The organism is Devosia soli (assembly GCF_000970455.1).
Taxonomy (GTDB): Bacteria; Pseudomonadota; Alphaproteobacteria; order Rhizobiales; family Devosiaceae; genus Devosia; species Devosia soli.
Genome location: NZ_LAJG01000005.1, coordinates 73,309 through 93,115, shown reverse-complemented (window position 1 = coordinate 93,115; position 19,807 = coordinate 73,309). Strand labels below are relative to the sequence as shown.

Below are 19,807 nucleotides of genomic sequence, written 5' to 3'. Positions count from 1 at the left end.
GCCATGTGGCTTGGCTATTGATGAGCGCAGCGCGATTGAGCGACAGGGTGGACCAGGCGATGGAGCGGCGGCATTTCTTGAAAGTGGCCGCTGCCGTGGCCGGGTCCGCTCTGTCGCACCCGATTCTTGCGCAATCGGACCGTGCCGTGCTCGAAGTCAGCGGCCAGCTCAAAGCCAGCCGTACCTTTACCCTGGCCGATCTTCAGGCGCTGGGCGCGACGCGGCTCGTCACCAGCACGGCCTGGACGGACGGGACGCCTGAATTCGAAGGCGTGCTCGCCCGCACCGTCATAGACACCCTGGGCCCAATCGGTTCCGACCGGGTTACGGCGCTGGCGCTCAATGACTATCGCACCGATATCCCACTCAGCGATTTCCACGAGTTCGACGTGATTTTCGCCTGGAGTATGAACGGACAGATGCTGACGCGGCGAGACAAAGGGCCGCTTTGGATCGTTTACCCGCGCGACGCGGTGCCGCAATTGCGCGAAGAGCGATACGAGAACCGCTGGGTGTGGCAGCTCAACCGGCTTATTTTCCCTTGAAGACGCCAGGCGGATACCGGCGCGAGGTTATCGCGGTCGGCATTGCCGTCCTCGCCTTCGTCGTTCTCCTGACTTTTTCTCTGGCCCGGCTTGTTGAGATCGAGCGCAACACGCATGCAAGCTCGGGCGAGGGCATCATCTGGGCGCTGAGCCAGGCTCAATATGAGATCCATAGGTTGATTCTCGCCACGACATTGAGCCGGCCGGCGAGCGCGGAGGAGATTTCGCTTCGGTTCGACGTTGTCTTAAGCCGTCTCGATCTTCTCGAAAACGGCCCGATGGCGGCTCAGCTTGCCGCTGCCGGCCGCGCGAGCGTCATCACCCGGGCGCGTACCGCCTTGCTGCAGCTAGAACCGCTGATCGCAGGTTCGGGACCCGATGTCGCGCGCTACAGCGCCCGCCTCTCACGCACCATGGGGCAGTTCCTCGAGCCTCTCGGCACCATTGCCAACGACCTGATGATCGCAAACCGCGTCGCCGAGGGTGAACGGCGCAGCAGCTACAATGCCAGCATCGTGCAGGTTATCGTCTCGATCCTCGGCATCATGGTCACCGGCGGCTTCCTGATTTTTCGCCTTGTGCGCAGCCTTGGGGACGCAGCAGCAGCGGAAGCTCAGGTCCGGCAGGAAAAAAGCTTCCTCGACCGTGTGATGAACGCGAGCGGTGAGGGGATAGCGGCTTTCGATCGCGCTTTGGTCTGTACCCATTGGAACGAGCGGATGACCGAGTTGCTCGGCGTTTCAGCCGGCGAGCGGCTGGGCCGGAAGCTGCCGGCGCTCGACCCGCTCTTTGATGAGACGACGCTTCGGCGTGTTCTTCTCGGCGAAGAAGTCTACGCCGTGCCGGACGCGAGGGAGGAAGGTCGCTATCTCGAGCATCTCGCGTTTCCCATCCGCCACAACGGATCGATCACTGGCGGCATCCTCGTGTTGCGTGACGTTACCGAGCGGCACAACGCCCAGCGCGAGCGGCAATTGCGGGAAGTCTACCGCGATTTCGTCACCATGGTCTCGCATCAGTTCCGTACGCCGCTGGCCGTGATCGATTCAACCGTTCACCGGATGATGCGGCGCGGCGCGTTGATGGATGGGCCCGAAATCAACACCCGTGCGATGACCATCCGGGGCGCTGTCTCGGGGCTTTCGCGGCTGATGGACAGCACCCTGACGGCCGAGCGCATCGATGCGGGACAGATGGAGCTCAGGCTGCGCGAAACCGACCTGATGCAGCTTCTGTCGGACATCCGCGCGCGTTTCGTGGACCTTGCGCCGGAGCGCACGATTACGCTTGAGGCCGACGGGTTGGCGCTGCTTTCATGCGACCAGGTGCTGCTCGATCAGGCGCTGGGTAACCTCCTCGGCAATGCACTCAAATACTCCCCGCCCGAGAAATCCGTCAGCATCCGCATCAGCGAGAACGACCGGACTGTGAGCATCGCCGTAACCGACTATGGCGTCGGCATTCCAGTTTCCGAGCAGGGGCGCGTCTTCGAGCGGTTCTTCCGCGCGAGCAATGCGACGACAGTCAAGGGCAGCGGTATCGGGCTTTATACCGCCCGGCAGATCGCGCGGCTCCATGGCGGCGACATTACCGTCGCTTCAAGCCCCGGCGAAACGACCTTCACCATGAGCCTACCAAAGCAGATGGAGGCACGATGAGCCGCGCCCTGAGCCATCCCCAAGAGTTTCTGATCCTCTGCGTCGAGGACGAACCGAGCCTGTTGGGCAATATAGTCGAGGAAATCCTCGATGCCGGTTTTCGCGCTATCGGCGCCGAAGACGGGGTAGCGGCGCTGGCCTTGCTTGCCGATCAAATGCCGGACTTGATCCTTTGCGACATCACCATGCCGCGCATGGGCGGCTTTGAGCTGCTCCGGTCGGTGCGTGCGTCTGGTTCTCCAATGGCCAGCGTGCCATTCGTCTTTCTCACGGCCCTTTCTGACCGGCTGGCAGTCATCGAGGGCAAGACGGCAGGCGCGGACGATTATCTCGCCAAGCCGATCGACTTCGACCTGATGCTCGCGACCATCCGTGCCCGCCTCGACCAAGTGGTGCGGATCGAAGCAGGCCTGAGCGCCAGTGCCGACCTGCAGCGCCGGGCCGCGCTCGATGCTGCCGCCGAGCGGAGCCTCGATGATCTGGCGCGCACGCTCGACCACGTTACGCTCGGCGCCGTGCTGTTTGATTCCAGGCGCGAAATCCTGCGCAGGAATGGCGAGGCCGAGGCAGTGCTGGGCGATCTCATCTCCCATGCCAATGGCCGGCTGTCGGCTCAAAATGCCCAGGTTTCCAGCCAGTTGCGGGCAGCGCTCGACGACGCGATCGAGCGGGGTGAAAATTCCGAACTCATCGCGGTCAACCAAGAGGGTCGCCACCCGCTCCTTGTCCAGTTCGTCGCGCTGGCGCGGGGAAGTGGCGCGCGGGCCGCCATGTTGCTTCTCGATACCGAGGCGCCGCCAGCCATTTCGGAGCAACTTGCCGCGAAGCTTTTTGCCCTTACACCTACGGAAGCCCGTGTCGCGGCCGCCATTGCTCGCGGCCTTCGCACTGAGGAAATCGCCGCGGACATGGGCGTAACGGCGACCACGCTCGCCTTCCATATGCGCAACATCTTCCGCAAGGCCGGCGTCGGCCGCCAGCAGGATCTGATGGCTCTGATCTTTCGCAGCGCGCTGCTCGGCAAGGCGCCCAGCTAACAGAGCCATATTGGCCACGGGCCAGAAACACTTACGGTTCAACCATTGACCAAGTCTGCATCAGCAGCCCGAGCCTACTCTTGAAAGCTTCCCAAACCAGTCTTCTGGCTTCTGAGTCTGGCGAGCGTGCCAAAACGGTTCAACACTATTCGGCACGTCGAATCCAGCAGATTTGCCAACAAACTGGACCGCGGCGCGCTCCTGAGCCCCAAATCCGATTTGCTCGCTACACTCGACCTCAGTAGTCGTCGTCATCCTCGACATCGGTCAGGTACACCGAAAACTCGATATCGATGCCATGCTTGGCGATGGCGGCTGCTGCGTGGGCGGGGATGCGGGCGGACATGGATTCGCCGTGCTCAGGATAATCGAAGGCGATGTCGAGGACGGCGCGGCCGAGGCGGCGGTCGGACAGCATGGCTTCGATCGTGGGGCCGGATCGATCTGCGAGATCCAGAATAGCGCGAATGGGATTGCTGACCGGCACGTCGATCTGGCCATAGAAACTGCCTTCGGCATCCTCGGGCTCGTGGCGTACAAGCAATTGCTTGAGCGCTGTTTCCGCTTCGTTTTGCGGGATTGTCAGGCCGGACAAACGCAGAACTACGGCAAAAGGCTCGAAGGTGCTCATGCGCTTCTTCCCGCAGTGGCGGCAAAAAGGGCGATAGCCGCCGCGTTGGACACGTTGAGCGACTTGATCGGCCCCGGCATGTCGAGCCGCACCATTTCGTCGCACAGTTCGCGCGTACGCTGGCGCAGGCCTTTGCCCTCGGCGCCGAGTACGACAGCCATTGGCCGGTCATCGGTGCGCGGACGCAACGGGGCAGGGGCCTCGGAGTCAAAACCAAGCACGGTCAAACCCCGCTCCTTGAGCGTTTCGAGCGCGTCGGCAAGGTTTCGGACTTCAATCATCGGGACGAGGTCGAGAGCGCCCGAAGCCGATTTCGCCATGACGCCGGTTTCCCGCGGCGAATGACGGGCGGTGGTGATGACGGCATCGGCCCCAAAGGCACAGGCGGTGCGCAGGATGGCCCCGACATTATGAGGATCGGTCAGTTGATCGAGCACCACGACAAGGCGCAATGGTTCGATATCCGACAGACCGAAGCGGCTCACGGGGTCGACTTCCAGCGCGACGCCCTGGTGCACTGCCTCGCCGCCAAGCAACCGGTCAAGGTCCTTCGGCGTCGTTTCCTTGACGCTGACTTTGCCGATGTCGCCCGCTTCCTTGAGGCGATTAAGCCCGTTTGGCGTTGCCAACAGCTCCTTCTTCAGGCGGCGCGGATTATCGAGCGCCGCGCGCACCGTATGAATGCCATAAAGATAAACCGGTCCTGTATCAGGATCGTATTTGGGTTTGGGCGGAAATTTGTTGCGGCTCATGGAATGCGCCTAGCGCCTTTCTGATCGGGCCGCAAGCGCAGGCCTGTTCATCGAACTGTCTTCCCTTGCAGAAGCTTTTGCAATGTCAGCGCATTTTTCAGCGCCGCCCCAGCGGCCGTATTGTCGAAGATGCACCAGACTTCCTCTGCGACCAGGTTCCGCATGCGTGCTGCATAGTCGGCGATCGTCGCGTCATCGTAGTCCGAATAGTAGATTTTCGGCGAACCATGGAGGCGCCAATAGCCAAGTCCGTTGCTCGCGAGAGGCTGGCTCGCCGCCAGCGGCCGGGCAGGGTCGGCTCCGACCACAGCGATATCGTATTTTGCCAGCAGAGCGCGGGCATCGCTCTCGAACCAGGATGCATGCCGTGGCTCGATTGCGGTGTGCGCCCGCCAATGCGCCTTACACGCAGCCAAGAACGGCTCGGCGATCGTTGGCGCAAAAGCATGGTTTGGCGCCAGTTGCACAAGCACGGCCCCCAGCGTCTCGCCCAGCATGCCAATGGCCTCGGCAAAGCGCTGCAGTTCACCGTCCTCGAGCGCGAGCTTTGTCTCATGCGAAATGATCTTGGGCAGTTTGACCGAGAAGCGAAACGTCTTTGGCACTGACGCTGCCCAACGCGCATACGTCTCGGGCTTGTGTGGCCGATAGAAGCTCGAATTGATCTCGACGCAATCGAAGGTCGAGGCGTAGCGCTCGAGCGCGGTTCCGTCCGGCGCGAAGTGATCGGCGAGACCGCGAGCGATGCTCCAGCCCGCCGTACCGACGCGCAGAGTCGGCGTGCGACCGGTCATATCTAAAGATGCGAGGGGAGAAATGGAGCGGGTAGCGGGAATCGAACCCGCGTATTCAGCTTGGAAGGCTGCTGCTCTACCATTGAGCTATACCCGCTTGCGCCAGGATCACCGTAGCCATTTGCGAGATACTACGGGCCGCGCGACATCGCAAGACCCGCATGCTCAGCTTCAGAGCAGGGCGCGCGCATTCGCTCTTTTTTGCGACGGCGCCCGGTCTTCTCGACCATCCGGTTTTTACAACATTACAGCGACCTGACACGACGAGAAAAGATAATTTCATATATAAATCAATGACTTATATGGGAACGGAAAGCGCTGGTGTCAGTTGTGCGAGCGTTGGATTAATGAGGAGGCGACCTGAAACAGGCCGCAACGACATGACCAAACTTTCCACTGCTTTAGCTCTCATCCTGGCTCTCGGCGTGCCGAGCGTTATGGCCCAGACGACCAGCACCGGTACCACCGCAGGGGCTGGTGCCAGCGCCGATGGCTCTGCCACCACTTCTGGCGGCACGACGACGACCGATGGCTCCGCCACAGCGGGCGGCGAGGTTTCGACTGATGCCTCGGGTGGCGCGACGACCAGTGATGGCAGCACCGGCACGTCGACCGATGGCAGCACTGGCGCCACGACCGGAACGGAGACCAATTCCGGTACTCAGGCCGGCGGCACCGCCGCGACCGACACTTCTGCCGCGACGGCAAGTGGGGAAGCCAGTGCCAAGGTCGAAGTTTCGACCGAGCAGCAAGCTGAAATCCGCACCTTCGTGACCGAGGTCGACGCCGATCCGGTCGCCAGCGCCGATATCGATTTCGATGTCACCGTCGGTGTCGCCGTGCCGAAGACCATCGTGCTCAAGCCGCTCCCGGTTCGTGTCGTCGAGGTCGTTCCACAGTACCAGGGCTACATGTTCTTCAAGCTCAATGACGGCCGCATCGTCATTGTTGACCCGAACAGCCTGCAGATCGTCCTGATCATCAACGCCTAAACACTCTGGGCCCGGCAGGTCCGGGCCCAAAGCTAGTTAATTACGGAGAATATTGATGGGCTTGGGTACCATTCTGATCATCTTATTGATCCTGCTGCTGCTCGGCGCTTTGCCGACATGGAACTATTCGCGCGGGTTCGGTTACTTTCCATCCGGCATTCTCGGCGTTTTGCTGATTGTCGTCATCATTCTGATGCTCAGCGGTCGCGTCTAGGAGGAAGCCGAGATGGTTGTATTGATGTTCATCGGCATCATTTTCGTCGCATGCGCGGCAGCGGCTGGCCTCATTGCCAGCGCCGAAGGCGTCGAACCGCAGGTCACGGCGCCGTCGCAGGAAACTGCGGTCTGATCGGGGAAAATGCGCCGAAGGCCGATCCGGCCGTCAAGTTTGGGGGGCGGGCGAACCTCGACCGGCCTCCGGCGACAGGTTTGACGGCATGCCAGCATGGGACGGCGTCAACAATTGAGAGCTTGGCACAGGGGCGGTGACGCATCCATGAGCCCGGCTGTAAGGGTTTTGTCAGCTTGATCGGGTTATGTCTGATCCATGCGGTTTTCGTTTCTCATAGTGCCAATCTTGCTTCTGGCCATTTCGCCCGCCCTTGCCCAAGGCAACGGTAATGGCAATGGCCAGGAAAACGGCAACGCCAATGGCCAGGACAATGGCGGCGGCAACGGGAACGGCAATAGCGGCGGCGGCCAAGGCAACGGGAACGGCAACTCCGGCGACAGCGGTTCCAACAACGGCAACGGCAACAGTGGCGGCTCGAGCAATGGCAATGCGGGAGGCAATTCTTCCAGCAATGGCAATGGCGGGTCCAGTTCTTCCAACAGTGGTCAGCGCAGCGGGAGCACGGGCAACAACGCCTCCGCCAACTCCGGCACTGGTGCGGACAGCTCCGGTAATGGCCAGAGCGGCGGCAACAGCTCTGGCGCCAACGAGGGCGGCAACTCTGGCGCCAGCCAAGGCAGCAATTCGGGCAACAGCCAATCCACCCCGTCCGCAAACGGGCAGGGCGCGCCGGGCAACGGCAGTATCGGACGGCCTGATGCCGCAGCATCGCCGGTAACGGACGCCAATGGCACTGTGCACTATTCGCAGGATGACGCGCGCGACGCGGTAAACGCGGGCAGGGCGGTCAGCCTTGCGAGCCTCTTGCCCGACATCCAGCAGCGTGTCGTTGGCAATGTCATCGACGCGGAGCTACTACGTGTGCAAAGCATATTGGTTTATGCCGTCAAGGTCTTGCGCGCGGATGGTCGCGTGACACTTGAATATTACTACGCCCAATCGGGACGCTTTATCGGGAGCGAGCCATGAAGATACTGGTCGCCGAGGACGATGACCGTATCGCCGAGGTTCTCGATTCGGCCCTTAGCCGCTCCGGCTTCGAAGTCCATCGCGAGCAGGATGGCGAAACCGCCTGGTATCGCGCCGACACGGAGGATTTCGACGCTATCATTCTCGATCTTGGGCTCCCGCAAATGGATGGCCTGACGGTACTGAAGCGCTGGCGGCGCGGCGGACTGGCAACGCCCGTGCTCATCCTGACCGCGCGTGGACAATGGGAAGAGCGCGTCGAAGGCATCGAGGCAGGCGCCGACGATTATGTCGTCAAGCCGTTTCACGCGCTCGAAATCGTGGCACGCATCCGCGCTCTCATCCGCCGGTCGAAGGGCGTTGCGTCGCCGCGCATTACTTTCGGCAAGTACGAGCTTGATATGCGCACCATGCAGGTTACCGAAGACGGTATTCCGATGGATTTGACGCCGCAGGAATTCCGGCTGATGGCCTATCTGCTGCACAATCGCGGCCGGACTGTTTCGCAGCTTGAAATCACCGAGCACATTTACCGACAGGATTTTGAGCGCGATTCCAACGCCGTCGAGGTTCTCGTCGCGCGCCTGCGAAAGCGTCTCGGCCATGACGTCGTCAAGACCCGCCGGGGCTTCGGCTATACGCTTGGAGACGATTATTGAAAACCAATTCGCTGGGCCTGCGCCTGATGGGTCTGGCGTTTATCATGGTCACCATCTCGCTGATCATGGCTGGGGTCATCCTGCAGACCCTGTTCGTCGATAATCTAGAGCGCAGTGTCCGCAACGACCTCGACGCCGCGTTGACGCGTCTCGTTGCCTTGATCGATCCGGATCGCGCCGATCCGACCATTCTCGCGCCATTGCCGGACCCACGTTACGAAGTCCCCATGGGTGGCCGCTATTGGCAGATCGAAGCGCTCGATGGCGAAGGCGTTGCCCGTTCCCGCTCTTTGTTCGATCAGCAGATCGACACGGCGCAAGCGCCTGATGGCAACGCCTTTCACTGGATCAACGGCGAAGGCCTTCATCTCATTCTCGTCAGCCGTACTGTCGAGATTGTGAATAAACGTTTTCGCGTCACTGTCGGCGAAGATCACGACCGTATTCACCAGGCCGGGATGCAATATGGCTGGGACATCGCAAAGCTCTTCAGCCTTCTCGGCATTGTCATCGTAGGCGCCGCCTGGGCCCAGTTGCGCCTCGTCCTCCGTCCGCTTGATCGCCTCCGCAACGCGGTCGACGATGTCCGCCGCGGCGAGGTAGCGCGTCTGGAAGGCAAGTTTCCGTCCGAGATCGAACCGCTGGTGGACGAGGTGAACGGTCTTCTCGCCGAACGCGAGACCTTGGCCCAGCGCGGCCGCCGGCGCGCCTCAGATCTCGCGCATGGCCTCAAAACGCCGTTGGCTGCCTTGCATGGCATCGCCATGCGTCTCCGTGATCGGGGGGACGAGGCGGAGGCGACTTCGATCGACGAGCTTGCCCTCGAAATGTCGAGCCGCGTCGACTACCAGATGCGTCTCGCCTCGCTGCGCACGCGTACGGGCGAACACCACGAAAGCAGCTCGCTCAACACCGCTATCCTGCGCACAGTCACCGTTTTGCGAAAGACCGAAAGCGGCGAGCAGCTGCATTGGATGGTGGAGCTCGGAGACGAAGTCCATGTCGATATCCACCGCCAGGACCTGATGGAACTGGTAGGCGTCACGCTTGAAAACGCTTGCAAATGGGCCCGCAGCGCAGTCGTCGTGCAGATATTCCGGGAAGCAGACGTGGCTCTCCTCAAGATCATCGACGATGGACCGGGCATTCCGCCAAAGGAAATCCAGAAGCTCGGCCGACGGGGTGCGCGCCTCGATGAAAATGTTCCTGGCACAGGCCTTGGCCTTGCCATCGCCACCGAAATTCTCGATCTTAATGCGGGAAGCATCACCTATGCGGAAGCGCCGCGCGGTGGGCTGGCGGTTACCCTGCGCCTGCCGCTCGCCCGGCGCTAGTTCGGCGCCTTACAAGACGATTACGCACCCCGTTAGTGCATCGTAAGGTATTGAATTTATTAATCTTTCCTGGAACGGTTGACGAGGTATCGAGTTTTATCCGCATCTCCATCAATTGAGTGAGGATAAGATGAAGAAGATCATTTCCGGCGTCATCGCAGTTGCCCTTCTCGGCATGCCGGCCGTTGCCCATGCCCAGATCATCAAGAGCGATACCGACGCCAATGCCGCCGTTGGCGGCGCTGCCGGCGGTGCTACCGGCGCAATCGTTGGCGGGCTCATCTTTGGCCCGATCGGCGCAGCTATCGGCGGCTTCACCGGCGCTACCATTGGCGCGGCTGGCGGTGTCGAAGCTTCTTCCGTCGATTACGTTCGCCTCAACCCAACAGACCCAGTCGTCATCGATGGCTCGGTCGATGTTGGCTATGTCGTGCCAGACACGGTCGAACTGCACACGATCGATGGCGATAGCAAATATGGCTATTTCTACACCAACGACCGCGCCTACTTCGTCGATCTTTCCAATCGCACTGTCGTCTATTCGCCCGGCACCGTCGTTGCCGTCCAGGCAAACTGATTGAGCATGGCGGCCATCTTCGGGTGGCCGCTGCCACTCCATTCATTTCAAGAGGACGACCATGCTTAAGTCGCGTTTGCTCGCCGGCGTTGCCCTTGCCGTGCTGAGCCTGCCCCTCGTCACGCTCGCGCCCGGCTTGCCGCTTTCGGCCACGGCCGCCCATGCCCAGAGTGCTAGTGTCAGCTTCCAGCTTTTCTTTGATCAGCTTCAGCCGCATGGCGTCTGGGTTCGGCACGCAAAGTATCAATATGTTTTCTGTCCCACTGGCGTCGATGCCAGCTGGCGGCCATATACCGAGGGCCGTTGGCTTTATGTCGAAGGTCGCGGCTGGTATTTCGCGTCCGACGAACCCTTTGCCTGGGCTACCTATCACTATGGCCGCTGGTTTCCTGATCGCGACCTCGGCTGGTGCTGGGTTCCTGGCACCAAGTGGGCTCCCGCATGGGTAAGCTGGCGCCGCAGCGACAATGTCGTCGGTTGGGCTCCGCTCCCGCCTGAAGAAGATGGCTTTGCTGTCAGCGTGGTGGTGCGTGAGCGCGATCTTCCTCAAGGCTACTGGGTTTACGTGCCCACCGAGCGCTTCATCGAGCCCGACCTATCGGTCAACATCGTCATCGGCACGCAGCAGCCCGAATATTACACCCAGACCCAGTTCCTTGGACCTGTGGTGGTGGAAGGCGACGTCGTCGTCAACAACGTCATCGACGTGACCTATATCGAGCAGAACATCAACCAGCAGGTGATCGTCTATCAGCCGCAGGAAGCTGCGAGCCCGGCCGATCAGTCGGTTGCTGTCGAGACCCAGGCCATAGCGGTGTTCGATCAGGATATCGCTGCGCCCGATACCGAAGCAGCTCCGCCGGAAGCCGTGGACGAGGCTGAAGCGCCCCAAGCGATCGAAGCGGCTGGCGGCACTGCCGGGGCGACCGCTGAAATCGCTGCGGAAGCCGATGTTCAGCCTGCCGCCGGCGAAGATCAGCCCGCAGCTCCCACCGCAGAAGGCGAGGCTGTACCGGCTCCAGACGCTGCCGCCCCGGCCGCTGATGCCGCTGCGCCAGCACCGGACGCCACGCCTGCCCCTGAGGCACAGCCTGCACCGGCTGATGCGACCGAGCCGCCCGTTGCCCCCGAGGCCCCGCCGGCTTCGGAAGCCGAACAGCCAGCTGACGCCGCTCCGGCACCTGCCGAACCGCCGGCGCCTGCTGCAGCCCCTGCCGAGCAACCCGCTGAACCTGCTGCTGCCCCCGAGGCGGCGCCTGCCGAAGAGCCGGCCCCGGCTCCGGACGCAGCGCCTGCTGAAGAGCCTGCTGCCCCCGCTCCGGAAGCTGCACCTGCCGAGCCTGCTCACGAGGCCGCCCCGGCGCCGGAAGCCGCTCCCGCTCCGGAAGCTGCTCCCGCTCCAGAGACCGCTCCTGCTCCGGAAGCACCAGCAGAAGAAGCTGCACCAGCCCCTGAAGGGCAGCAGCAGAATCAGCTGCCATGCCCGCCTGAGGTGCAGGTCGACGGCAAGTGCCCGCCTGCAGCACAATAGCGCTTGAAAGAGGGACGGTCAGAACCGCCCCTCTCGCTCATCAGCAAACTGACATTTCGCTTACATCAGGTGAAATGTCATTATCATAATAAAATCAATGCGTTGTTGAAACTGGGTCACGCGCCAAGCGTTTGGTCTTCATCAAAATCTGGAGGCAAACATGCCAATCGAACGCGAAACCATCATCGAACGTCCTGCCAGCGAAACCATCGTTACCGGTGGCGGCAGCCCCTTCGGCATCATCGCTGGCATCATTGCAGCGGTTGTCGCCGTGCTCCTGATCGTCTGGCTCGTCAATGGCGGCATTTCGACCAGTGGCGACAGCGTCAATGTCGACCTGCCCAATGTGACGGTTAGCAACTGATCGACTGTTTCCTGATGGTCGACGAAGCGGGATCGGCTCTGGCCGGTCCCTTTTGCTTTTCGCCACAAGGCAAGCGCTTGTCGTGGGATAGCTGGGGAAAATTCATCTATCAGAAGATTTCTTGGCCGCCGTTCAGGAAGGGTGTTGACACTCTTGCGACAGCCGACCATAACCCGCCCCGACGAAACGCAAAGCGGATCGTTTCTCACCCGAATAGATGTGGAGGGGTGGGAGAGTGGTTAAATCCATCAGACTGTAAATCTGACGCCTTAGGCTACACTGGTTCGAATCCAGTCCCCTCCACCACCCGGCCCTGATGGCCATTGATTTATCAAAATAATTTGCCTGTTTTTGGCTAACCGATTTCGAGGTTAGCCATTCTTATGTTTCGGCTTCGTGCCGCTCAGAGCGTCTATTGCTCTGTCCGAGAGCCGCCTTTGGTCCGCCGCTCTCGTGTACCTGGTCACCTCTTTATCCGTGACATGACCCGTGACCGACTTAATCTCCGCATGAGACTTTCCGCCCTCTGCCATACGGCGAGCGGCGGCCTTTCGCAGGCCGTGGGCGCTGCATTGAGGAAGCCCGGCAGCATCGCACTGCCGGCGAAACCAATTGCCGAATCCGGCGCTGGTATATGGCTTTCCGTGTTCGGTCGTGAGGTAGAGCATGTCGCCTTCTGGCGCCAAATCGAGCTCTGCCGCCAAATCAGGATGGATAGGCAGCGACAAAGAGACGCCTGTTTTCTGCTGAACCAAGTCAAATCGATCGCCGGTGCGATGCTGCTTTCCAAGCCCAACGACGTCGCCGCGGCGCTGGGTCGTGTAGAGGAGCAGATAGAGCGCGCGGCGCGGCTTTGATCCCGCCGGATGCCGCTCTTCGAACTTCTCGATTTCCTCGTCTGTCCAAGTGTGGAAACCGCTTCCCTCGATGTCGAAGCCTTTGACGCGGTAAGTCGGGTCGTCATGCCGCCATTCATCATCGATCGCGATCTTCATGAGAACGCGCAGGCGATCGAGCAGATTGTTGGCGGCGGCCGGCGTCGCGTGCATGCTGCCTATCAAGGCTTTGATATGGGCTCGGGTCAGCGTGGCGACCTGTTTGTCGCCATGCGCGTCGCGGAAGCGCTCAAGCATATTGCGATAGGTTTTCTGCGAGCTCGTCGCCAGGCCCGTGAATTCAGGGGTGCCATAATAGACAGCGATCAGCGCCGAAATGCTGCCTGGCTTGGTGCGAAGGCTGGTGCGGACCTTAGGAGCGTCGACCGCGCCTTCACGTGCCTGCTCAAGCTCCTCTCGCCAGCCGTCTTGCCCAGGGCGCGTTTTGAAATAGTAGGTGGCCTTGCCCTTGGCGCGATAGCGCAGATGCCATTTATCATGGCGATCTTTGAACTCAGTGACGCCCTTTGGTAGGCCGCTTTTCTTGGGCATTGAAAACCACGTCCCATTCGTTCGATGGCGGGGCATCATCTGCTTCACCGCCTAAGTCTGCAACAATCCTGCCGGATCGATCGATAACGACGCGCTTCACCGTCATGCCGGCCGCCTTAGCGCCCTTCAGCAGCTTTGAAATATCGCCCTGAGTGAACATCGCTGCCTTGGTCATTGCCCGTTCTCCTTGAGAGCGGCGCGGGTTTCAATTTGCCACCAGAGGAGGCCGTCAGATTGCGACGGCGACGAGATCTTCGTGAGGGATTCCCTAAGCCTCTTCACCTCTTCCTCTAGGGATTGGACGCGGGATTCTGCGGCTTCGAGATCTGCACGCATACGGCTGACTTGTTCGCCCAGAGATACGTCGCCACCATCTGGCGGGTCCATCCATCGGACGGAACCGATCGCTCTGGAAACTTCGGAAAGCTCCCGTTCAGCAGCGTTGACATGGCTGCGGTAGAGGGATGCGAGGTGATAAGGTGTCCAGTACCCGTCCTCCATCGGAACCGTCAATGGTTGCGAAGGTCCATTCCAACGAAGCCCGAAACGGGGCAATCCGTCACCCTCTGGTGGGTAAGGCGGAAATTCTGGCTGAAGCCCACGAAGCCTCTCGATCTCCTGCTGCTGGGTGCTGATGAGGGTGGCGGCGTCGTAGAGAACTTCGCAGTGGACCTCGTATCGAGGCGTGCTGTGACGAACGATCATTTCGCCGGTGTAGTCTCGACATGGTTCGAGCAGGCGCTCCACTATTTCCCCTCCATCAACTGCAGGGAGAGCAGGAGAGGTTGAGACCATGGCTTGCCAGAGGTTGATGGCCATTCCAGCCTCATCCTCGTTATCGAAGTCAATTTGCGTTGCAGCGGTCACCATCGCTTGTGTCGGCTCTACCGGCACCATCACCCAAGCCTTCGTGTTCAGCGGCTCAACCATTGCTGGGCTCCAGGGCGGCTTTATCTTCGTCCAGCGTGAATTCGCCGCACCAGTAATAGGCGCCGACGCGCGGTCGTATGTTCGAAACCCTGCCTGTCGGTTCAAAATATGGGGCGGGCGGGAAGCGCCGGCATTCCACCGTGCCAGCGTTCTCCAGATCGGCAAAAAGACATGTGCCGCAGCGGCCATGCTTCTCAATGATGGCTGGACGCCCGTACTGCGTTGCCATTCCTCAAGCCTCCTTCATGGCGGCTTCGAGAGCGGAAAACGGCTTTGCGCTCTCCCATCCTTCCGGGAGCCGAACGTTCGGTTTCCAGAAAATCGGATCGACGTTATCGCGATGGACGGCGCTCCATTGCCCTGCTTGGAAGGCACCCTGCACGGAGTAAACAAACCCTCCCGGCTCTTTCACGGCCAAAATACAATGTTTCCCGTCGAGTGGGGCGGTGTCCATCGTTTGCCACCCATCTGTCACCGCCTTTGGCTGGGGCTGGGGAGAGGCGTAGAGAGGACGACACTCATCAGCGTCCATAAGCGCATCGTCTTCAGTAGGGTGAAGAGCGAAAACAAACTCACTGGCGGTAGGCATCGCAAGGCGGACAGCCTGCTTTCGACGCGGTTGCCACCCCACTGGCGCTGTGGCTGGTTCGAGCACCGACATAATGCGGTTGCGGTAGTCGGCTTCGGCGGCGGCTTTGGCTTCCTGTTCAGTTGCGAAACAGCCAAGCTCATGGACGTCACCATAAAAGGCTTCCCAGCCAGGGCCGTCGCTATCCTCGTAACAATCAACTTGGTAATCAGCGAAAGCGGTTTCCGCTCGATATACGCGCTTTCCGCGCCGCCCTACCTGCTCCCATTCCAGCGGCTTCACCTCTACCCCGCTTGCCACAGGCTTGGAGCGGAGGGATTGAAGCTCGCGGAGGGCGAGTGCGAGATCGTACTCGGGGTTATTTGCACCGAACCGTTTTGCAGGCTCGGTGAACGCTTCAAGCATCTCTGCCAGCCGCTCATTGCTCACTGTTTCACTGGACATTGGTACGCTCGTTGGGGAGGTCATGTCGTAGGGTTCTCCACGATTTGGCCGGTGGCGCGGTCGATCCAGACACCTCGAGCTCGGGAATACTTGATGCGGGCGCCGGGCAGGGTACCTGGCTGAGAAATACCGAGATTGCGCGCGGCTACCCGCTTACCCTTCGCCTGCATCGGCACGTCGTAGGTCCGGGTCTTAAAACCGTGGCAGTCGGTGCAGCAGGTGACGGCATTTTCGAGCATATCGCTGCCTTCGTCCGTCGCGGGAATTGGATAGTGGTCTATCTCGACGCGCTTGCCTGTCAGAGGCGCATTGCAGCGCTGGCCGGGCTCCAAGCCGTAGACTTCACCAACGGCCTCGCAGAAGCCGCCGGAGCGCTCCCGAGCCTGTCGTTTCACCTTGGTGGAGAAGTTATGCCGGGGCATCGGCCATCTCCTTAAGCCATTCCCGAACCTGTTGTTCGGTCGCGTCGAAGCTCTTCCTCGCAATTTCGATCGGCACGCGGATCATGCAGTCAACGGTTGGGTCGAGCGCCCATTCGGACACACATTCTTTCAACGCGGCGTCCTCGACAATCCCGCACATGCCACGCACTTCGCCTTTGCGGATGGCCAACAGGGCAAACTTCTCAGCCATTGGCTTCCTCCATCCCACTCGATGTCAGATGAAACCTCGGCCCATCATCCGTCTCTTCCACCCTCAGCAGCCCAGCCCTTTCCATCCTACGAAGAGACTTGTGGCCTTCACGAGGGATGGAAACATCGATGCCCGGGCAGATGGACCCGCCGGCGCTGGAGATGAGCTGCAATAGCTGGCGCTCTTGGTCGGTGAGCTTTCTCATACCGCCGACTTTCGCTTCTGCCTGATGGCGTGATCGATCTTCGCCACTGCCAGGATCGCGGGCTTCAACTCTGCCGGGGCGCTGTCATAGGCGATTGTTCGGGAGGCCTTACCGCCATTGAGGCGAGGGAGGATGCTGCGCGGGATCAACTCCCAATTCGACGGATCGGTGTTCAGCTTGTTGCTGTCCACGCATTTCAGGCAGAAGCCCTCGGGCACCGGGCCGTTGGCCTTCTCCCAGAGATAGACATGCTTATGCACTGGCCTAGTCTTGGCCCCGGTCCATGGATTCGTCTCCTCGACGATCATGACGACATAGCCATCCTTGCTGTCGATGCGCTCATGTCCATGGCCGCGATACGTGTGCGAGACGCTGCCCTTTTTGAATTGCGTTTTTCTGGCATTCGGATGTCTGCCGCCTTTGCCAGGAGGGCAGGGCACTCCCTTGTTGACCGGTGCGGCTCCTTTGACAAAGCAACCAGTCCGTCCGGTCTTCCAGCCTTTGCGAGTACAAAGAGCCTTGAAGTTATCCGCTGACACATCACCCCGCCCGAACGCCTCCACAAACTGCGCGTGGAGCTCCTTACGAGGCGTTTTCGCTCTGGCTTCGATCCAAGCCAACTCCTCGGCGCTGTATTTGAGTTGTTGCCCCTTCATTCGTCGCTTGTCTCCACCGTTACGGACTTTCCGATCAGCCCAGACAGCGCAGGGCGGAAGCGGTCGCCATGCTGGGCGACAAAGGTGGATGCCTTGAAGGTCAGCTCGGCGTTGCGAATGATCTGGTCAGCGACGTTGACCAAGGCTTCGCCGCGCTTGGATTCGACTTCGATCTGCTCGGGCGTCAAATCTTCATCGGACAGGCGCTCAAGCTGGGCAAACAGGTGATCGTTCAAATCGGAGAGCTTGTTTTTCATCACGCTGCCTTTCTCGGTTCAACAGCACGGTCAGAAAGAAAGCCGCCCTTTCGTGTTTCCGTGATTTCCACGCCGTTCATGGCGCAATAGGCCAAGGCGTACTCGATGAGGCTCGACGCGCGGGCCACGCTCATCTTGGCGGTGCTCTCGCGGATGGCTACAAACTCACCCTCAATGCCGGGTATGACCTCGCCCTGAGTGCCGGTAGCAACGGCATGGCCGGACACCAGCAGCACTTTCCATTCCTCGAGCGATCGGCGCTTGCCGGCGAACTTCAATTCCGATTTGGCAAGGTCGCTGCAGATCGAATGAAAGAACGCGTTCTGATCGCTGCTGCGCTGCTCTGGTGCGATTGTCACGCGGGCGTTGAGGCCCATTTCGCGGATCGCTTCGAAGCAGTTGCGCAGGATGGCCGGATTGCGGATCGTAAAATAGCGCGCCACTAGCCAATCCCTCCGCCCGATACGAACAGATGCGCGCGGCCATAAGCCTCCATCAGATCTTCTTGCTCGCTTTCGCCAAGGGCAGAGAAGCGGGGATCATCGATGAGGTTCTTTGCCAGACGCAGGTCGTTTTCCTTGCGGCTGTCCTTTGCCTTTCGGCAGGCGCGCTGCACTTCGGTGATGAAGTCGGCTTGGGCTTCAATGGTCATGCTGCACCTGCTGCGGCAGCAAGTGCCGTCTTCAGGTTCGCAACCGCCCTTCGCGCATCTCCGCTGAACCCCGCTGGGCTCTCCTGCAGATTGATGAAATCAGGCATGACCGCGCAGTACATCGGTCGCCCTTGCTCCGTGTAACCGTCCTGGAAGATGATCGCCGCGCCTTCGGCTGGGCCTCCATGGTTTGGACAGCACGGTCCAAAGCAGTAGGCAGGCCTGTCGAGCAGGTAGCGGACGTTAAGTTCCGCCAGATATTCGCGTGGGTACTGCGGACCAAAAGCTATGTTGTCGCAATGGCCCGAGGGCGATCCTCCCATCCACATTGGGACGCGGCACTTCCCGCCCTGCCATGCTGTCATCTGCGAAACTGGTGTGGTCATTGAACTGCTCCCGGCTCTTGCGACTTGCGTGCTCAGATGAGCAACCGGGGTCCCTGTCAGGTTGGGAATTAGGCGGCCAAGGCGCCGGGCAGTCCGTATTTGCGGATCAGCTCGGCAACCGTGGCATCAATTTCGGTGAGGAACTCCGACACTTCGGCTTCCAGTTCAGCGATCCGCGCGTCGTCGCGATGCAAGCGCTTCACGAACAGACGCATGTTCTCGGGCAGACGCGGATCGAACGAGACAAAGTCGCACCACTGCCGGCCAGTGCACGCCATTTGCCAGAGCATCTGCGTCTCGTATTTGCCGGGGATTTTTTCGTCCCGCAGCGTGTCCAAGTGGGTCGCGGTGATAGGGCACTTGATCTCGACCAAGCCGTCATCGCCAATAAGGCCATCAGGGCTCGCACCGCTCATTCCAATGGTCGGGTGCTCAACAAAGGCGACCTGGACGACATCGGCGTCGTGACCGAACTCATACGCGAGCCGAGCTTCTGGTTCCTGCTCGGTGCCCCACTGCATGGCCGCATTCGAATAGCTTTCCGCAACAGTGCCTGTCAGTCGCTCAGCAATGAGCTGGGCCGCGTAGTTGGCGCGCGACGTTGAATAGCCGGTCTTGGTCTTGGCAATGACATCGGCCACGCGGGACGCAGTCACCTTGCCAAGGCGGGCTGCGAACCAGTCCGCCGATCCTTGTTCGAAATCGCTCATGCTGCAGCCCTCGCCTTCTTGGCGTTGAGCTTGGCAACGGCGTCGGAGAAGCGCTTTGCTGGAATGCCAGCAAGGCTTTCGACCCGCATGACCTGGCAGAACTTGGCAACGTCCGAATTGGTCTCGGTCAAAAGGGCCTGTAGCTGCTCGATCTGCTCGATGCTGACCAATTCGCCAGCACCGCCGGCATTGCCATCGTCGTCCTTCGTCGTGGACAGGCCAAGTGCGGCAACCAGCGTGTAGCGCATCAGATAGGTTTGGGTGGACCCGAGCGCTTGGATGCTGTTCTTGTTGCCAGACGTATCGGCGCCGGCCGTGATGGACGTTTCCTCGCGGTGCCCCAGCTCGTGGGACAGAATGCAGGTGATCGTAATGGCGCCATTGGCCTGCGCCGTCCGGTGCCGGTAGTTGAGGCCATGGCGCGAGAGGATTGGATCGACCGCATCGGCAATCGCAGCAAGGTCCGCATACTTCCCGTTGTGACCCTTCTCGGTGCGCACAACCGGCTTGATCTCCGCTTTCGCTGCAGCAATGGCCTTGTCGAAAGCCCGTTGCGCTTCTTCGGCGGCAAGCTCAGTTGCCATGTTCTTCAGCTCGCGGATCACGTCGAGCGGCTGGCCGGCGGCAACAGCCTGGCGGATCATGTCCATGACTGGATTGGAAGTCTGGGCAATGGCGACCGGCGCCGGATTGTCCTGGTGCTTTTCAAGCGCGCTCATTCGT

The 19,807-nt window shown here is 60.6% G+C and carries 28 protein-coding genes and 2 tRNA genes; 13 read left to right on the top strand and 17 right to left on the bottom strand.

Annotated elements, in window-relative coordinates; translation table 11 throughout:
- The first annotated feature begins 35 nt into the window (after positions 1-35).
- Genes VW35_RS01155 through VW35_RS01145 form a run of 3 tightly spaced genes read left to right on the top strand, consistent with a single transcriptional unit; the run spans position 36 to position 3,240 of the window.
- Entirely contained in the window at positions 36-545 is a 510-nt protein-coding gene (locus VW35_RS01155) for a putative pterin-binding protein (RefSeq protein ID WP_161796837.1), read from the top strand.
- Positions 542-2,203: a sensor histidine kinase gene (locus VW35_RS01150; protein WP_046141191.1), complete on the top strand. Its 1,662-nt coding sequence runs from the start codon at positions 542-544 to the stop codon at positions 2,201-2,203. Before VW35_RS01155 ends, VW35_RS01150 begins: the two co-directional genes overlap by 4 nt.
- Positions 2,200-3,240 (top strand): response regulator, encoded by a 1,041-nt coding sequence (locus VW35_RS01145; RefSeq protein ID WP_046141190.1) that lies wholly within the window; start codon positions 2,200-2,202, stop codon positions 3,238-3,240. The genes VW35_RS01150 and VW35_RS01145 overlap by 4 nt, the downstream gene beginning before the upstream one ends.
- 238 nt (positions 3,241-3,478) lie before the next feature.
- Here VW35_RS01145 and VW35_RS01140 read toward each other — a convergent pair whose 3' ends face one another.
- From VW35_RS01140 to VW35_RS01125, 4 genes are all read right to left on the bottom strand, one after another.
- Complete coding sequence (locus VW35_RS01140; RefSeq protein WP_046141189.1) at positions 3,479-3,871, bottom strand: hypothetical protein; 393 nt, start codon at positions 3,869-3,871, stop codon at positions 3,479-3,481.
- Positions 3,868-4,623 (bottom strand): 23S rRNA (guanosine(2251)-2'-O)-methyltransferase RlmB, encoded by a 756-nt coding sequence (gene rlmB, locus VW35_RS01135; protein ID WP_046141188.1) that lies wholly within the window; start codon positions 4,621-4,623, stop codon positions 3,868-3,870. The genes VW35_RS01140 and rlmB overlap by 4 nt, the downstream gene beginning before the upstream one ends.
- Positions 4,624-4,670: 47 nt before the next feature.
- Entirely contained in the window at positions 4,671-5,417 is a 747-nt protein-coding gene (locus VW35_RS01130; protein ID WP_046141187.1) for a DUF72 domain-containing protein, read from the bottom strand.
- Positions 5,418-5,440: 23 nt separating this feature from the next.
- A tRNA-Gly gene (locus VW35_RS01125) sits at positions 5,441-5,514 on the bottom strand.
- A gap of 283 nt (positions 5,515-5,797) precedes the next feature.
- Between VW35_RS01125 and VW35_RS01120 the strand changes: the two genes are divergently transcribed.
- The 10 genes from VW35_RS01120 (at position 5,798) to VW35_RS01080 (ending at position 12,501) form a co-directional block, all read left to right on the top strand.
- Entirely contained in the window at positions 5,798-6,409 is a 612-nt protein-coding gene (locus VW35_RS01120; protein ID WP_052951412.1) for a DUF1236 domain-containing protein, read from the top strand.
- Between the two features lie 55 nt (positions 6,410-6,464).
- Complete coding sequence (locus VW35_RS20850; RefSeq protein ID WP_083982287.1) at positions 6,465-6,623, top strand: DUF3309 family protein; 159 nt, start codon at positions 6,465-6,467, stop codon at positions 6,621-6,623.
- Between the two features lie 12 nt (positions 6,624-6,635).
- The gene (locus VW35_RS22100; RefSeq protein ID WP_280136751.1) at positions 6,636-6,758 is read left to right on the top strand and encodes a hypothetical protein; all 123 of its coding nucleotides are present in this window, start codon (positions 6,636-6,638) and stop codon (positions 6,756-6,758) included.
- Between the two features lie 228 nt (positions 6,759-6,986).
- The gene (locus tag VW35_RS20335) at positions 6,987-7,730 is read left to right on the top strand and encodes a PepSY domain-containing protein (protein ID WP_152662427.1); all 744 of its coding nucleotides are present in this window, start codon (positions 6,987-6,989) and stop codon (positions 7,728-7,730) included.
- Entirely contained in the window at positions 7,727-8,389 is a 663-nt protein-coding gene (locus VW35_RS01110; RefSeq protein WP_046141186.1) for a response regulator transcription factor, read from the top strand. The genes VW35_RS20335 and VW35_RS01110 overlap by 4 nt, the downstream gene beginning before the upstream one ends.
- The gene (locus tag VW35_RS01105) at positions 8,386-9,723 is read left to right on the top strand and encodes a sensor histidine kinase (RefSeq protein WP_046141185.1); all 1,338 of its coding nucleotides are present in this window, start codon (positions 8,386-8,388) and stop codon (positions 9,721-9,723) included. The genes VW35_RS01110 and VW35_RS01105 overlap by 4 nt, the downstream gene beginning before the upstream one ends.
- A 130-nt stretch (positions 9,724-9,853) precedes the next feature.
- The gene (locus VW35_RS01100; protein ID WP_052951410.1) at positions 9,854-10,300 is read left to right on the top strand and encodes a DUF1236 domain-containing protein; all 447 of its coding nucleotides are present in this window, start codon (positions 9,854-9,856) and stop codon (positions 10,298-10,300) included.
- 61 nt (positions 10,301-10,361) lie between these two features.
- Positions 10,362-11,831, top strand: coding sequence for a DUF6600 domain-containing protein (locus VW35_RS21455; protein ID WP_052951409.1), 1,470 nt, complete (start codon positions 10,362-10,364; stop codon positions 11,829-11,831).
- Positions 11,832-11,991: 160 nt separating this feature from the next.
- Positions 11,992-12,195 carry a hypothetical protein gene (locus VW35_RS01085; RefSeq protein ID WP_046141184.1) on the top strand — a complete coding sequence of 68 codons (204 nt, stop codon included), beginning with the start codon at positions 11,992-11,994 and terminating at the stop codon, positions 12,193-12,195.
- 221 nt (positions 12,196-12,416) lie between these two features.
- Positions 12,417-12,501 (top strand) — tRNA-Tyr (locus VW35_RS01080).
- A 65-nt stretch (positions 12,502-12,566) separates the two neighbouring features.
- Here VW35_RS01080 and VW35_RS01075 read toward each other — a convergent pair.
- The 13 genes from VW35_RS01075 to VW35_RS01005 all read right to left on the bottom strand — a co-directional run bounded on the left by VW35_RS01075 (position 12,567) and on the right by VW35_RS01005 (position 19,803).
- Complete coding sequence (locus VW35_RS01075; RefSeq protein WP_046141183.1) at positions 12,567-13,622, bottom strand: tyrosine-type recombinase/integrase; 1,056 nt, start codon at positions 13,620-13,622, stop codon at positions 12,567-12,569.
- Entirely contained in the window at positions 13,585-13,797 is a 213-nt protein-coding gene (locus VW35_RS21200; RefSeq protein ID WP_046141182.1) for a hypothetical protein, read from the bottom strand. Before VW35_RS21200 ends, VW35_RS01075 begins: the two co-directional genes overlap by 38 nt.
- A complete protein-coding gene (locus VW35_RS01065; protein WP_046141181.1) occupies positions 13,794-14,552 on the bottom strand; it encodes a hypothetical protein in 759 nt (252 codons plus the stop codon). Before VW35_RS01065 ends, VW35_RS21200 begins: the two co-directional genes overlap by 4 nt.
- On the bottom strand, positions 14,545-14,781 hold the full coding sequence (locus tag VW35_RS01060; RefSeq protein WP_046141180.1) for a hypothetical protein: 237 nt from the start codon (positions 14,779-14,781) through the stop codon (positions 14,545-14,547). The genes VW35_RS01065 and VW35_RS01060 overlap by 8 nt, the downstream gene beginning before the upstream one ends.
- A 3-nt stretch (positions 14,782-14,784) precedes the next feature.
- Complete coding sequence (locus VW35_RS01055; RefSeq protein WP_046141179.1) at positions 14,785-15,585, bottom strand: hypothetical protein; 801 nt, start codon at positions 15,583-15,585, stop codon at positions 14,785-14,787.
- Between the two features lie 20 nt (positions 15,586-15,605).
- The gene (locus tag VW35_RS01050; protein ID WP_046141178.1) at positions 15,606-16,007 is read right to left on the bottom strand and encodes an HNH endonuclease; all 402 of its coding nucleotides are present in this window, start codon (positions 16,005-16,007) and stop codon (positions 15,606-15,608) included.
- Entirely contained in the window at positions 15,994-16,218 is a 225-nt protein-coding gene (locus tag VW35_RS01045; RefSeq protein WP_046141177.1) for a hypothetical protein, read from the bottom strand. The genes VW35_RS01050 and VW35_RS01045 overlap by 14 nt, the downstream gene beginning before the upstream one ends.
- A gap of 201 nt (positions 16,219-16,419) precedes the next feature.
- On the bottom strand, positions 16,420-17,079 hold the full coding sequence (locus VW35_RS01035; RefSeq protein WP_046141175.1) for an HNH endonuclease: 660 nt from the start codon (positions 17,077-17,079) through the stop codon (positions 16,420-16,422).
- Positions 17,076-17,336: a hypothetical protein gene (locus VW35_RS01030; RefSeq protein ID WP_046141174.1), complete on the bottom strand. Its 261-nt coding sequence runs from the start codon at positions 17,334-17,336 to the stop codon at positions 17,076-17,078. Before VW35_RS01030 ends, VW35_RS01035 begins: the two co-directional genes overlap by 4 nt.
- Entirely contained in the window at positions 17,336-17,779 is a 444-nt protein-coding gene (locus VW35_RS01025) for a recombination protein NinB (RefSeq protein ID WP_046141173.1), read from the bottom strand. The genes VW35_RS01030 and VW35_RS01025 overlap by 1 nt, the downstream gene beginning before the upstream one ends.
- Positions 17,779-17,988 (bottom strand): hypothetical protein, encoded by a 210-nt coding sequence (locus VW35_RS01020; protein WP_046141172.1) that lies wholly within the window; start codon positions 17,986-17,988, stop codon positions 17,779-17,781. The genes VW35_RS01025 and VW35_RS01020 overlap by 1 nt, the downstream gene beginning before the upstream one ends.
- 454 nt (positions 17,989-18,442) lie before the next feature.
- Positions 18,443-19,084 carry a lambda exonuclease family protein gene (locus tag VW35_RS01010; protein WP_046141170.1) on the bottom strand — a complete coding sequence of 214 codons (642 nt, stop codon included), beginning with the start codon at positions 19,082-19,084 and terminating at the stop codon, positions 18,443-18,445.
- Positions 19,081-19,803 carry an ERF family protein gene (locus VW35_RS01005; RefSeq protein WP_052951408.1) on the bottom strand — a complete coding sequence of 241 codons (723 nt, stop codon included), beginning with the start codon at positions 19,801-19,803 and terminating at the stop codon, positions 19,081-19,083. Before VW35_RS01005 ends, VW35_RS01010 begins: the two co-directional genes overlap by 4 nt.
- Positions 19,804-19,807: the final 4 nt, after the last annotated feature.